We start from the raw sequence: 14,574 nt of genomic DNA on the forward strand, positions 1-14,574 counted from the left end.
AATTTAGCAGAACATAGCCTTGTGTAATAACAGGTAAGCAAACTTAGACTTCATTTATTCTTATGAACAATACTGCGCTTTCGTTGGTCCACCACGCTAGAAGCATTCATTTTGCAGAAGTGCTTATGGCACGGGAATCCATTACCCCCGTTGACGCTGGGTGCCAAAGCTATCTAATGCACCGATTAGAAAAGCTAGGCTTTGCATGTGAAAAGCACAAAGTGGAAGGGGTGACTAATTTAATCGCTAAATGGGGGGATGGGCCTATCCATTTTGCTTTTTCTGGCCACACCGATGTAGTGCCACCAGGCCCATTAGAACAATGGAAATCTAATCCCTTTTGCCCAGTGATAAGTCAAAATAAGCTTTATGGTCGTGGCGCTGCCGATATGAAAACCGGTGTTGCTGCCATGCTAGCAGCAACAGAAAGAGCGCTACCATCAATGAATTCAAACCAATATACGTATTGGTGGTTGATTACCAGTGATGAAGAAGGCGAGGCTGAATATGGCTCTAAATGGATAAAGGCCTATTTAGATGCTAAACACATTACACTTGATATGTGCTTAGTAGGCGAGCCTACTGCTACGCATACTACCGGCGACACCATTAAAGTAGGCCGCAGAGGTTCATTGTCGGGCACAATTTTGGTATCGGGAAAACAAGGGCATGTTGCTTACCCGCATACGTGCGATAACGCAATTCACAAAGCAAGCCGTATCATACAGGCGTTATCCTCCTACGAGTTTGAACAAGGTAGCCTCGACTTTCCAGGTACGTCTTTGCAAGTCACTCACGTAGATACGGGCGCGTTTACTGATAATTTGGTGCCGGGTAGTACCCGTATTGAATTTAATGTGCGTTACGCATGGCAATTTAACCGTGACAGCTTAGTTAAGTTATTAACACGTATTACCGCTGAAGTAGATAGCGAGGCTTCGATAAGCTGGTCTAGACCCTGTGAATCCTATTTGAGTAGAAGCAATACAGAAAAGCGGTGCTTAATTAATATTACAGAAAAAGCCATTCGACAAGCCACTGGACGTTACCCCGTGGTCAGCACGTCTGGCGGTACCTCAGACGGGCGGTTTTTTGCATCAGACACAACACAAGTGGTAGAAGTGGGTGTACCAAATGCCACCATCCACCAAGTTAATGAACACGTTCACCTATCCGATATTGTGACCCTAGAAGATATTTTTACAGATGTTTTATTGAGTCTGTAACGCCTGTATTAGATTCATATGCCAACGAGAATAAAAAAAGCGCCAACGGGCGCTTTTCTTATTTTAGTGTAGTGTCTTATATAGGGTGCTTGACGAAAATCAGGTAATCAAGCCACCTATATTAGCCTTTTGTAAACCTCTACGCTGACTTTTTAAGCTCAGGTTTTAATTGTGTTGCTCCTAAATAGCGTTCCTTTTTCTTTTGGGTTAACGCTTCTAAATCGACCACCACTAGGCCGTCTATGCAGTCGTTAAAGTCAGGGTCTACATTAAAATCTAAGAACGCCACGCCACCGGTTTTCGATAGTTCGCTGTATTGCTTGTATAAGGTAGGTACGTTCACGCCCATATTGGCGAGTAAATGCTTTAACTGAGTAAACTCAGATTTATAGTCGTTACCGGTAAAAGTATACAAGGGATCTTGCGACATTTGATAAGGCCGCTTAGAAGTGGCTTGCCCAAACTTAGCCGGAAAGTACGTAGAGTAGAACTGTACAATTAAGTCTTTAGCTGGTTGAGGGTAAGCATTGCTTAAAGACACCGCGCCAAACATGTATCGATATTTCGGGTAGCGATTTAAAAATGCACCTATGCCAACCCATAAATAATCTAAACTACGTTTACCCCAGTAACAGGGTTGAACAAAGCTACGACCAAGTTCGAGCCCTTCTTTGAACAAGGTGCTGTTACTTTCCTCACTTCCATAGTCGAACAACGTTGCCGAATATAAACCGGTAGGGTGGTCTTTATGACTCAGTAACTCAGCATCGCCAAAACGATATGCGCCCACAATCTCTAAATTACTCTCATCCCAAAGAATTAAGTGATAGTAGTAAGTATCGTATTGGTCTATATCGCGGCGTTTGTTAGTACCTTCACCTACCGCACGAAAGGCCACTTCCCTTAAGCGGCCAATTTCACGCATAATTGGTGAGCAGTTTTTATGTTGGTACAAATATATCGACTGGCCGTCGCTAGTGTGGCCTAAATGTTCGCACTGCTTCATTGCACGGGAAAGCTCTTTTCTATCTTCCGGCATGGCCACAGGGGCTTGCGTGTCGAAAATACCTTTCTTGTTACTGCCAATGCGGTATAAGTGGCGCTTAAATAGTTTGACCTGATCTTTTAGCGCTATGCTGGTTTGTTGGTAAGACTCGAAAGGAATAAGCTCGCCAATTCGCATAGGAAGGTGTTTTTTGCGTTGCTTAAACATTTCTTTCACCAGCAGCGCGGTGGCTAAGGGTTTGTACACCATAGACACCCCATAAAATAGCGGGCTATTTTTGGCATCAATATAAACCGGAAGAATAGGGGACTTGGCTTGTCGGGCTATACGTAAAAAGCCTGAATGCCATAGGGTGTCCCGCACACCTTGAGGGCGTAGTCGTGACACTTCTCCAGCGGGAAATATTAAAATGGCGCCGTCTGATTGCAGGTGGTTTTGAATAGCCCCTAAATGCTGTTTCGGCGTACCGCCTTGCATATTATTGACTGGTAGCAGCATGTCATGCAAAGGCTCAATGGCCATGAGCATTTGGTTCGCCACTACTTTTAAGTCGTGACGCACTTCACTAACCAGTTTAATTAGCGCAAGGGCGTCTAGTGAGCCGATAGGGTGGTTGGCAATAATCACCACACGACCTTGTGAGGGAATACGCTCTTTCTCTACATCTCGGGTAGAGTAACTAATATTGAAGTATTCGAGCACTTGCTCTACAAAATCGATGTCTTCGTAATGAGGATAGGTTTCGCCGAACTCTATTATTTCTCGTTCATGCAAAAGGTGGCGCAGCACAAACGATAAAGACCTAAACAACAAGGGGTTGTTAGCCACTTGGGGATAGTGTTTATTTAGTACTTCATCAACAGTAAACATAGTCTTTCTCGGTTTTTGCGAACAATAGCAGGGGAATATGACGTTTTTCACACAGTTTGATGTCAGTTATCTGACAATGCAGAGGCCCGCGTTTCATGCATCATGAAACGCGGGTTCAAGTGATATGCTTATGCTGCTTTCGATGGTGAATTTTTCACTTTAAGTGGCGTAACATTATCTGCGTTGTTCATGTTCTCAAGGGAATAGATAAGGTTTAAATTTCCATTTTCGTCTTCACCCAAGGCACTGCAGTTTTCCATCCAATCGCCATCGTTGATGTAATGAATACCGTTTTCCATTGTGCTTTCAGGGTGATGAATGTGACCGCAAATTACCCCGTCAAGCCCCATTTCTGCTGCTCGTGAACAGCAAGCCTGACGGTAGCGAGCAATCGCTTCGTTTGCCCCTTTGATATGCTTTTTAATGTAACCGGCAAGTGACCAGTACTCACGTTTACGCCAGCTGCGAAAACGATTGAACTCGCGGTTTAAAAACAGCAGTAAGTCGTAACCTTTATCGCCAATCCAGGCATGAAATTTACCCATGGTGACATCGCCATCAAATTGATCGCCATGTAGCACAAGATAGCGTTTGCCTTGGGCCGTGGTATGAACAAGTTGGCGCTCAATCTCGATATCGCCAAATGCCATTCCAGAATAGGACTGTATTGGTTCATCGTGGTTACCCGGAAGATAAACGACGCGGGTGCCATCTTGGCTCATCGCCATTAGTTTATGCATAACTTGATTGTGCGCTTGTGGCCAACGAAATTGTTTTGTCATTTGCCACATATCGACAATGTCGCCAACCAAATAAAGGGTGTCGACGGTGACACTGTTTAAAAACGAAAGTAGGTATTCAGCTTTGCAATCACGATTGCCAAGGTGAATATCAGAAAGCCAAAGTGTGCGGTAATGTGTTTTTTTCATAGCAAGGTCCCAAAGCGATTGCCTTGGAACGCCACTATATGGAGGTTAATTGACAAAATGGTGACGCTTGTTTGACGATAGTGTTACAGCTGAGACTTAAGGCATTATAAATAAGATGCATGAATTTTTGCTGTTAACCCTAGTGCATATTAGAAAATGTTTAGGTATTCTAAAGCTAATTTCAAGGATGGAAGTACCCTTCGATATCGACTTTCTTTTCGTTACGCGCTACACCTCGTAGCACTTACTTTTCCTTGCAAAGTTCAGAATTATTCAATTCAGTTAAAATAATAAAAAAGGAAGTACAATGAAAATTAATAGAAAGCTCGCCCCTATTCCCTTAGCACTCTCTATCGCACTGACAGGTTGTATTGAAGTTGATGATGATAGTAATGACGGGGTTATAGACGCTTTAAACCAGCAGAACACTATTCTCGCAGAACAAAATCAACTTTTGAGCGACCAAGTTGACAATGAGACCTTTACAGTAACGTTCGCAGGTATTGTTGTGAATTCGGGAACTGATGCGCCTGCCGCAAATGCACTTGTTTCTGTTCTGCAAGGTGATACGGTCATTGTAGATGGCATAGAGGCGGTGGATGGTAAATTTACGGTAGAAGGTTTGCCGGCGAATTCTGATTTAATTATTCTTGTATCTTCAACCGATGAAAGTTTACTGCCTCGTGCTTTCTTCGTAAACACGTCCTCCGCTAGTGGTGGCAATGTGTATAGTGATATCGGTGAGCTGTCTGTTTCTGAACCTGTCGATATCTCCTTTAGTATCGTTAATGAAGCCAGTGGTGAGTTTATAACAGGTTTGTCCTTTACAGGGTATTCGTATAGCGGAGAGCCTGGAAGTACTGCTTTCGATTATTTACACCAATCAACTTATAACACTGACACAAACCAATATGATATCACCTTGCCAAAAGACCTGTATGTCACGTTAACAGCTAATGTTGACTTAGATGACGATGGGGAGCCGGATTTTGATATAGAGCCGTCTTCTGTTGGAAGTACTTCGGGAAGTCTTCTTTATTTATATCAAGCGAACACATTTGAAGATGAAGAACTTGTGTTAACTCCTTCTGTCGACGATGTGGTAGAAGATAAACTAATTTCCATCTCATTAATCGATGCAAATGGTTCGATTGTTGAAGGCGCGGTGTTCTCAATGCAGGGCGAAGAGGGCATTGAATCTACTTATAATGATGCAGAAGAGGCGTATACCGTTACGGTTCCTTTTGATGGAAATGTGCAGCTTTCGATGCCATCGCTCACCGTTAATGATACGACTTACTCAAGTGGGTACATCTGGGTTAATCAGTCTACGGATAGTTCAACAGGTGAAGTATCACTGAATATCCAAACTAGTGGTTACGATTCAAATAGTTATTACACCATTGCTGATAGCGATACTGTTTCTATAGTGTTGTTAGCTCGTGAGGTTGAAGCGCAGTCTAATTTAGAAGTGGTGACCAGCAGCATAAATAGCGAAACGTTTGCTTATAGTGTGTATTACTCTGAGGCTGTTACTCTCGATGAGAGCGAAGCCTTATTATCATATAATGAAGTTAGTATAACGTTAGGAAATGAATCTGACTCAGATAGCGTTCCAGCGGGTTATACCTATATAAACAGCAACGAAACTTCAGTGCCTTTGGCCCTTTCTGAGGCTTTAAATGGTACAAAACAAACCTTGACTCCAGACGCTGAGCTTACAAGCAATACAGAATATACCTATACCATTGGAAGCGTGTCGGCACAGTCAGACGAAATAGACGTTGAGTTTTATGAAGATGATTACACGTTTGTTACGCCTGTGTCTGGTGCGGAGGTTTTTGATATAAATGACGTGATTATCGATAACGAAAATCACTATTCTAACGGCACTATCATCGTGCCCGAAAACACAGCAGGCCAGCTTTCCAGTGTTAGTGATTGGTCTTCCTCGGTGTATATGTACTTCCCTGTTTCTATCAATACACTGAACTATCTGATTATTTCGACCACGGGTTACAACGAGGGGGGAACCCCATACCCATTGTCTGGCCAATATGCAATTGTATTCGATGGAGATATTAATATATCAAAATCTATGGCGTTAAAAGTGGCTGATAATGAAAACGTGTCGAACAATGCTAACGTCAACTACGTTCGTGGAACATCTATAGACAGCGGTATTTTCAAGTATCGTCGTTACATGGGAGTTTACGCAAGTGATAACACGGCTTCCTATCAGTCTACGGTAACATTCTCTTATGAGTACCAAACGCTGGCTGGAGAACAGGAGTCAGGTACGATAACCTTGCCAGTTCAATAACCAGTGCAATAGTTAGTACAATAATAAAACCGATGAAGGCTGGCGTTCGCTAGCCTTCATTTATCATTTCTTTAAAAAAGAAGCTCATCGGCTAACGCCAGTAACTTCTCTCGCATCCACTTATTCACTAAATCCTCATCCGCTTGCTTGTGCCAATACATGTGAATGGGCATAAGTGGTACGTCAAAGGGCAGTGTGGTAACGGCAACTGGCAGGCTGCTAGTAATCTGCTGTGCATAACGACTTGGTACAGTAAGTAATAAATCTGATTTACTGACTACACTTGCGGCAGCGAAGTAATGTTCGCACTGTAGCGCAAATTGTCGCGTGGCGTTTTGTTTCGCAAGCGCTAAGTCTACCGTATCTAATCGAGAGTCTTTCAAGGTCACCAGAACGTGGGATGCTGATACATAATTGGCTAGCGTTTTATCTTTTAAAATGGGGTGTTCTTTCGCACAGATAAGCACGAAATGCTCGTCGCACACCAGTGTTGAACGGATATCAGGGCCAGTAGGCACCAATGCATCGATGACGATATCGAGTTCTTTATTAGTAAGGGCGGTTTCAAGTTCAGGGCGGGTAACCCGCCTGCTGGTTACCGTAATATTCGCTGCATTTTGCAAAAGCTCGGGAATAAGTGCCGGTAAGAACGTTGACTCAAGAATATCTCTTAACCCTAACCTTATTTCTCTTTTATAGCGGCTGATATCAAAATCGATGGGGTCTGACAGCGTAGATTCTAAGTGCGCGAGAGCCTCTTTTATAGGCTGAATGATAGATTGGCACAACGGGGTTGGCACCATTCGTCTGCTGTGGCGCACGAATAACTCATCATCAAATTTATCTCGTAGACGCGACATTGCATGACTTACTGCCGGTTGCGTTAAATGTAATGCTTTAGCGGCCGCAGTAATACTCTCTTCTTCATACACAGCTTTAAGAACAAAAAACAAATTTAAATCTATTTTTCCATGCATCATATTTATGAAATTCCATAAAAAAGTATCATTTCTATTTATTTTATTCGAGGTTACACTGGTTTAAATGTTAATTAAAGTGTGGTTTTGTAGCTAAACTGTTAAGCAGTAGGCTGGGTGGTCGGGTGCTGCTGTCAGAATGACGTTTCGGCCATGAGGTACACAGAAAGTTTAGTAGCAGTTTGTAAACTGGCTTATTTACTATTATTACAATAACAAAGGGCATATATGCAGGCCTCGATTTTTACCGAAATACTTCTTCCACTGGCCTTGGCTTTCGTGATGTTTGGTATGGGGCTTACGTTAACCGTAGCTGACTTTACCCGGTTACTTAAAGCACCTAAGCCCATTGTGGTGGGGCTGGTGGGGCAAACTGTATTGCTCCCCTTATTGGCGTTTGGTTTGTGTTTGGCATTTTCCCTCCATCCGGCGATGGCGATTGGCATTATGATTTTATCAGCGTGTCCTGGTGGCACCATGAGTAACTTAATCAGTCATATTGGGCGTGCAAATCTAGCGCTATCAGTAAGTTTAACCGCGCTATCGACTTTTATTTGCGTATTCTCAACGCCCTTTATTATTCATTATTCAATGGATTATTTCGCCGGTGAGAACGCGCCTTCATTTTCCATTGTTACTACCGTTGTCGGTTTGGTGTGCGTGTCGATAGTGCCAGTCATCATTGGTATGGCAATACGCCACTTCAAACCTGCATTTTCTATTAAGGTAGAAGACTTTTTTAGAACCTTTTCATTATGGTTCATGATTGCCATGATCGTTGGCATATTAATCAGTGAGCGGGCGAATTTAATGGCGTCATTGGAAGAAGCCTTACTGGTGTGCTTAGCACTGAATATTTCAGCAGTAGTGCTGGGGCTTATTTTGGCTTTTGCCTTTAAGTTGTCAAAAATTGACGGTATTACACTGTCGATAGAAGTGGGTGTACAAAACGCTGCGCTAGCTATGTTGATTTGTATTACCTTTTTGAACTCGCCTGAATTTGCTGTGGCGGCTGGGGTTTACGGATTAACTATGTATGCAGGCCCGGGGCTTTTAGCTGTGTGGTCGAAGCGTTTGAAAAATAAAACTAAAAGTGACGGTAAGGACAAACCACTCGCTACTCAAAAAGCCTAGGCTGCGCGTTAACAATAAGAGCAAAACATACGAGTACAAAACATGGGTACAGAAACCAATAACCTAAAAATAAATAACCTAAAAACAGATAATAAAGAAAAGCGCATCCTTATCACCGGTGGTGCCACGGGATTAGGGCAAGCTATTGCCCTTGCGTTAAGCGAGCAACCCGGTAAAAACGGCGAACAATTGAAAATTTGTATCGCTGATATCCATGAGCAGCGAGGGCAAGAAACCTTAGCGCTACTAACGGAAAAAGGCACAGAGGCTTTCTATCAACCATGCGACATTACCCAAGATGATGATGTCGCTAATTTGGTTACCGCGATAGAAGCACGATGGGGCGGTGTTGATGTTGTGTTTAATAACGCAGGCGTGGCGTCCGGCGGTAGTTTAAGCGATGAAAGTATTGCGCAGTGGAAGTGGATTTTCAATATCAACCTATTAGGCATGGTTCGCGTCAGCAAGGCCATGCTGCCCTTGTTTAAAGCGCAGGGCGCGGGCTATTTTGTCAATATTGCCTCCCAAGCGGGGCTAACGCCTATTCCTTACATGAACAGCTATAACGCGGTGAAGGCGGCGGTGGTATCACTGTCTGAGACCATGAAGCTAGAGCTTGCGCCTGATAATATCGATGTGAGTGTGGTTTGCCCTAGCTTCTTTAAAACTAATCTTGATGAGTCGATGCGTAGCGATAACCCTGCCATGCACAAAATGATGGCGCGGTTTTTCAAAAAAGCAGATATGACCAAAGAAGAGGTTGCGCAAAGTATCTGCGATCAGGTTGCCAAAAAACGATTTTTAATCCTTACCCACAAATTGGGCAAGCGTGCATTTTTGATGAAGAAGCTACTTCCCACCCAAATGTATATTAACAACATGCTAAAACAAACCAAAGCGATGAAACGTGCAATGGAAAAACGGTAACCCATGACGAATACAGTATTAGATAAAGCAGTATCAGTAAGAGAAGGCGAAGAGCTAGACGTTAATGTTGTCGATGGGTGGCTAAAAAATCATATTCAAGACCTCATCGGCACACCTACGGTGACCCAATATTCAGGCGGTGCGTCTAACTGGACTTATTGTCTTGAATACGAAAATACGTCGTTAATATTACGCCGTGCGCCCGCGGGCACTAAAGCAAAAGGTGCCCATGATATGGGGCGAGAGTATCGCCTTCAAGCAGCGCTGAAGCCGGTGTATAGCTATGTGCCCGATATGCTGGCATATTGCGATGATGAAGCCGTAATTGGCACAGAATTCTATATCATGGAAAAGCTGACAGGCGTTATTCCACGTAAGAATCTTCCTCGTGATTTAAAGACCTCCCCAGAACAGACCCATCAGCTGTGTAAAAATGTACTCGATAGCTTAATAGAGCTACATAAGGTTGACTATAAGGCGGCTGGTTTAGACACGATTGGAAAAGGTAGTGGTTACATAGAGCGCCAAATTACAGGCTGGAGTGAGCGCTATACGAAAGCAAAAACCTGGAATGTTCCCTCGGGCAAAGGGGTTATGCGGTGGCTTGAGGCGAATATGCCAAGCAATGAGCGTATTTGCATTACCCATAACGATTTTAGATTCGACAATGTGGTGTTAGATCCAAACGACTACACCAAAATTTTAGGTGTGCTTGATTGGGAATTGGCCACCCTTGGCGATCCATTAATGGATTTAGGTAATACGTTAGCCTATTGGGTGAATGCAGATGATGATTTTCTGGCCCAATCTACCCGCAGGCAACCTACCCACCTTGCTGGCATGATGACACGAGATGAAGTGGTGGCTTATTACTGCAAGCAAATGGGCGTTGACGTTGATGATTTCACTTTTTATGAAGTGTACGGCTTGTTTCGATTAGCGGGTATTGCACAACAAATTTACTATCGCTATCACCACGGTCAAACCAATAACCCCGCGTTTAAAAACTTTTGGATATTCATTCACTACTTAATGTGGCGTTGTAAAAAGGCCATTCGTAAATCAGGAAAAAGAAAATGACAACAAGACAAAATATTCTGATCACGGGCGCAAGCTCAGGCCTTGGTAAAGGAATGGCGGCGGAGTTCGCAAAGCAAGGTAGCAACTTAGCATTGTGCGCAAGACGTTTAGACCGCTTAGAAGAACTTAGAAGCGAACTGCTAGCGGTAAATCCTAACATCAAGGTGCTAATTAAGTCCCTTGATGTAAATGATCATAACGCAGTATTTGAAGTGTTTGATGCGTTTAAACAAGAGATGGGGCAACTCGATAGAGTTATTGTTAATGCGGGCATGGGCAAGGGCGCCTCTATTGGTACGGGTTTTTTTAATGCAAATAAGCAAACCGCAGAGACCAATTTTGTGGCTGCACTGGCGCAAGCCGAAGCGGCCATGACTATTTTCAGAGCGCAAAATGAAGGTCATCTAGTAACGATTTCATCAATTAGTGCGGTAAGAGGCTTCAGACGCGCTATGACGGTGTATGCCGCCACTAAAGCAGGGCTTACGTCTATGACAGAGGGGATCCGCTTAGATGTGATGAATACACCAATTAAGGTTAGCTGTGTACATCCAGGGTTTATTCGTACCGAAATTAATGAAACGGTAGAAAAAGTGCCGTTTATTGTCGATACCGAAACCGGCTGTAAGGCGTTGGTAAAAGCCATTAATAAGGAAAAAGCGGTGTCTTATGTGCCAAGTTGGCCGTGGGCATTATTACATTGGGTACTACGTGTCGCGCCTTCAAGCACCATTCGCAAAATGAGTTAGTGCCAAAACACTAATAAAAGCTTCTGATAAAAGCCTCGAACAAAGGACACAAAAAAAAGACACAAAAAAAGCGCCAATAGGCGCTTTTTTACTAACTGTAAAATTTAAGCTAAAGCTTTAATTTGTGCAGCTAGGCGGCTCTTGTGACGAGCAGCTTTATTCTTGTGAATCAAACCTTTAGTAGCCATTCTGTCAAGAATTGGAGTTGCAGCAGCAAATGCAGTTTGTGCACCTTCTTTATCACCACTAGCGATAGCAGCTACTACTTTCTTCAAGCTTGTACGAGTCATGGAGCGACGGCTAGCGTTATGCTGGCGACGCTTTTCGGCTTGGATTGCACGTTTCTTAGCAGACTTGATGTTAGCCAAGGTGTAACTCCCAAATAAATTCATGTCAAAAACGAGGGTGCGGATTTTGCCTATCATCCAGCCAAAAGTCAAACGATTTTACCCAATAAGTAGAAAGTTAATTTCTACATTAAATAAGATGTTTATCGAATGCTTTGGTTTTTCGGCCTGTTCTTAACAAAGGCGCTAATAAAGCGCCAAATAAAAAGTGCAGAACGAAATGGCTATTGTACATATGTACTCATGTGCACAGATACAGCACACAGATACAAATGAAACAGTACGAAACCATACCCACAACGGGCGCGGATTATAGCAAAAAAAATTCATGAGATGCACTTATATTTTGAATAATACGTTTCGCCGGTAACAGGGTTTCGTTATGATTGAGCGCTTAAGTGAATGAAATGTATCTATTGGAATAGTCTTAGTGTCACGGAAGTTATTAAAATCAGGCCTTATTGTCAGCGTAATGACGTTGATATCCCGCGTGTTAGGGTTAGTGCGAGATGTGGTAGTGGCAAGGCTAATGGGTGATGGCGCTGCCGCCGACGTGTTTTTCTTTGCAAATAAAATTCCTAACTTCCTGCGCCGATTATTTGCCGAGGGGGCATTTGCGCAAGCGTTCATTCCGGTATTAACCGAAGTACACCAAAATCACGAGAAAGCAGAGCTTAAAGCATTTGTTGCTAAAATTTCCGGCACGCTTGGGGCCATTGTGTTTGTGGTTTCCCTTGTAGGCGTTATCGCGTCGCCAGTTTTAGCCGCGCTGTTCGGCACAGGGTGGTTCATTGCGTGGGTACAGGGCGATGAGGCAGGAGATAAATTCTTACTCGCATCAACCATGCTGAAAATCACCTTCCCCTATCTTGCCTTTGTATCGTTAACAGGCTTGGCAGGGGCTATCTTAAATACACTAAACAAATTTGCAGTAGCAGCGTTTACGCCAGTGCTACTTAACGTATGCATTATAGCCTGTGCGGTCTTTTTAGCTCCCGATATGGAGCAACCCGCTTTCGCATTAGCGTGGGGGGTGTTTATAGGCGGTATAGTACAACTTGCCTTCCAACTGCCATTTTTGTATCGGGCGGGATTATTAGTAAAGCCCAAATGGGGCTGGCGAGATGAAAACGTTGTTAAGGTGCGCACCTTGATGATCCCTGCATTGTTTGGGGTGTCGGTAGGGCAAATTAACTTGCTGTTCGATACCTTTATCGCCAGCTTCCTGATGACAGGCTCTATTAGCTGGCTATATTACTCCGACCGTTTGTTAGAATTCCCGTTAGGGCTGTTTGGTATCGCTATCGCCACGGTAATATTGCCGGCGCTGTCGCGTAATCATGTAAGTAAAGATCCTAAAGCTTTTTCAGCCAATATAGATTGGGCATTTCGTATGGTGTGTTTGCTTGGTATTCCAGCCGCCGTAGGCTTAGCCACCATGGCGCGACCAATTTTAACCGTGATATTCCAGCGGGGTGCCTTTACGGCTGAAACGGCCACCATGGCCTCTTATTCTTTAACCGCTTACGCATTTGGTTTATTGAGCTTTATGTTAGTAAAAGTTCTCGCTCCTGGTTTTTACTCGCGCCAAGACACTAAAACCCCGGTTAAATTTGGTATTTGGTGCATGGTCGCCAATATGGTGTTTAACCTATTAGCAATTTGGTTTGGCTATGTGGGCTTAGCAATTGCTACAAGCATGTCGGCTACACTTAATGCCACATTGCTTTATATTACGCTGCACAAACAAGGGGTTTTTGTATTAAGTCGTACCTCAGTAATGTTTATAATTAGAGTACTCATTGCCAGCGCAGTGATGGGGGCAGTGATTTATTATCGCGATAAGGGCGTGGCATTTTTCGACCTTGAATGGACAGTGCAAGTGGTGGATGTCGCCATTACTATCACATTATCTGCCGCCGCTTTCTTCTCATGCATGATTTTATTGGGTGCAAGACGTCGTCATTTCAAAAGTGGGGGCGGCTAATATTGGTATTCCGTGCTGGGTCGTTTATAATCGCGAGCTTTGAATTTTCAGTAGTAACTAAAGGCAGTGGCTAATAGTGGAATTTATCCGCGGGCTTAACAACGTAAAACCGCAACACAGCGGGTGTGTACTAACTATCGGAAAGTTTGATGGCGTGCACTTGGGCCATCAGGCAGTACTGAGTAATGTGCTTCAAAAAGCCAAAGCGCTGGGGTTGCCGGCCACGGTGATGGTGTTTGAACCTCAACCCGAGGAAGTATTTACACCTGATAGAGCGCCTGCACGCATCAGTCCATTGCGTGAAAAGTACGAATTGCTGAAACAGCAAGGCGTCGATCGTTTATTGGCTGTGCGTTTTAACAGAGCTTTTGCCAGTCAAAGTGCCGATACCTTCGTGCATGATTTGCTGGTGGATAAGCTCGGGGTTAAATTTCTTGTGGTCGGCGATGACTTTCGCTTTGGCCAAGGTCGTAAAGGCGACTTTGCCATGCTGCAAGCCGCTGGGCAAAAGTACGGCTTTGAAGTGGTTAGCACGCAAAGCTTTATGATGCATGCTCATCGTATTAGCTCTACTGCAGTGCGAGAAGCACTGGCTGATTCGGATTTTGCGCTTGGTGAAGAAATGTTAGGTAGGCCGTTTGCTGTGTATGGTCGAGTTGTACATGGTGAAAAGAAAGGGCGCACGATAGGGTTTCCTACCGCCAATGTCATGCTGAAGCGTTGCAGAGCACCAATTCACGGCGTTTTCGCGGTACATGTTGCCGTAGATGGAAAAAAATTCAATGGCGTGGCAAACATTGGTACTCGCCCCACGTTAAACGGGGTGCGAAACCAGTTAGAGGTGCACATCTTCGATATGTCAGCCGACCTGTACGGGAAACCAATGACCGTGTTTCCTGTTGCAAAAATACGAGATGAACAGAAATTTGACTCGTTTGAGATACTAAAAGCACAAATACAGGCCGATGCCGCTAAGGCGCGCCTGTTATTAGAATAGTGAAACGTGATAAAGTCACCAC

At 43.9% G+C, this 14,574-nt stretch carries 12 protein-coding genes; 8 read left to right on the forward strand and 4 right to left on the reverse strand.

Annotated features, from left to right (window positions below):
* The first annotated feature begins 62 nt into the window (after positions 1-62).
* Positions 63-1,226: a succinyl-diaminopimelate desuccinylase gene (dapE, locus tag C7Y69_RS16585; RefSeq protein ID WP_013783308.1), complete on the forward strand. Its 1,164-nt coding sequence runs from the start codon at positions 63-65 to the stop codon at positions 1,224-1,226.
* A gap of 139 nt (positions 1,227-1,365) precedes the next feature.
* Here the strand turns inward: dapE and C7Y69_RS16590 are convergent, their stop codons facing one another.
* Together C7Y69_RS16590 and C7Y69_RS16595 are read right to left on the reverse strand one after the other, a co-directional pair.
* Positions 1,366-3,102, reverse strand: a complete 1,737-nt coding sequence (locus C7Y69_RS16590; protein ID WP_013783309.1) for a GNAT family N-acyltransferase — start codon at positions 3,100-3,102, stop codon at positions 1,366-1,368.
* A 128-nt stretch (positions 3,103-3,230) separates the two neighbouring features.
* Positions 3,231-4,031: a UDP-2,3-diacylglucosamine diphosphatase gene (locus C7Y69_RS16595; RefSeq protein WP_126873428.1), complete on the reverse strand. Its 801-nt coding sequence runs from the start codon at positions 4,029-4,031 to the stop codon at positions 3,231-3,233.
* A gap of 307 nt (positions 4,032-4,338) precedes the next feature.
* Here C7Y69_RS16595 and C7Y69_RS16600 point away from each other — a divergent pair, with 307 nt between their 5' ends.
* Complete coding sequence (locus tag C7Y69_RS16600; RefSeq protein WP_126873429.1) at positions 4,339-6,354, forward strand: hypothetical protein; 2,016 nt, start codon at positions 4,339-4,341, stop codon at positions 6,352-6,354.
* A 71-nt stretch (positions 6,355-6,425) separates the two neighbouring features.
* Here C7Y69_RS16600 and C7Y69_RS16605 read toward each other — a convergent pair whose 3' ends face one another.
* Complete coding sequence (locus C7Y69_RS16605; protein WP_126873430.1) at positions 6,426-7,334, reverse strand: LysR family transcriptional regulator; 909 nt, start codon at positions 7,332-7,334, stop codon at positions 6,426-6,428.
* 225 nt (positions 7,335-7,559) lie between these two features.
* Here C7Y69_RS16605 and C7Y69_RS16610 point away from each other — a divergent pair, with 225 nt between their 5' ends.
* From C7Y69_RS16610 to C7Y69_RS16625, 4 genes are read left to right on the forward strand one after another with little or no spacing between them, the layout of a single operon-like run.
* Positions 7,560-8,465, forward strand: coding sequence for a bile acid:sodium symporter family protein (locus tag C7Y69_RS16610; RefSeq protein ID WP_126873431.1), 906 nt, complete (start codon positions 7,560-7,562; stop codon positions 8,463-8,465).
* 42 nt (positions 8,466-8,507) lie between these two features.
* Positions 8,508-9,392: an SDR family oxidoreductase gene (locus tag C7Y69_RS16615; RefSeq protein ID WP_126873432.1), complete on the forward strand. Its 885-nt coding sequence runs from the start codon at positions 8,508-8,510 to the stop codon at positions 9,390-9,392.
* Positions 9,393-9,395: 3 nt separating this feature from the next.
* The gene (locus tag C7Y69_RS16620; protein WP_013783314.1) at positions 9,396-10,472 is read left to right on the forward strand and encodes a phosphotransferase family protein; all 1,077 of its coding nucleotides are present in this window, start codon (positions 9,396-9,398) and stop codon (positions 10,470-10,472) included.
* The gene (locus C7Y69_RS16625) at positions 10,469-11,221 is read left to right on the forward strand and encodes an SDR family oxidoreductase (RefSeq protein ID WP_013783315.1); all 753 of its coding nucleotides are present in this window, start codon (positions 10,469-10,471) and stop codon (positions 11,219-11,221) included. Before C7Y69_RS16620 ends, C7Y69_RS16625 begins: the two co-directional genes overlap by 4 nt.
* Before the next feature lie 104 nt (positions 11,222-11,325).
* Here C7Y69_RS16625 and rpsT read toward each other — a convergent pair whose 3' ends face one another.
* Positions 11,326-11,589 (reverse strand): 30S ribosomal protein S20, encoded by a 264-nt coding sequence (gene rpsT / locus C7Y69_RS16630; protein WP_013783316.1) that lies wholly within the window; start codon positions 11,587-11,589, stop codon positions 11,326-11,328.
* Positions 11,590-11,998: 409 nt separating this feature from the next.
* Between rpsT and murJ the strand changes: the two genes are divergently transcribed.
* Both murJ and ribF read left to right on the forward strand, forming a co-directional pair.
* Positions 11,999-13,555, forward strand: coding sequence for a murein biosynthesis integral membrane protein MurJ (gene murJ, locus C7Y69_RS16635; RefSeq protein WP_013783317.1), 1,557 nt, complete (start codon positions 11,999-12,001; stop codon positions 13,553-13,555).
* A gap of 76 nt (positions 13,556-13,631) precedes the next feature.
* Positions 13,632-14,552 carry a bifunctional riboflavin kinase/FAD synthetase gene (gene ribF / locus C7Y69_RS16640; RefSeq protein WP_013783318.1) on the forward strand — a complete coding sequence of 307 codons (921 nt, stop codon included), beginning with the start codon at positions 13,632-13,634 and terminating at the stop codon, positions 14,550-14,552.
* The last annotated feature ends 22 nt before the right edge of the window (positions 14,553-14,574 follow it).

The sequence above is a fragment of the Alteromonas sp. KS69 genome (assembly GCF_003989595.1).
Lineage (GTDB): Bacteria > Pseudomonadota > Gammaproteobacteria > Enterobacterales > Alteromonadaceae > Alteromonas > Alteromonas naphthalenivorans.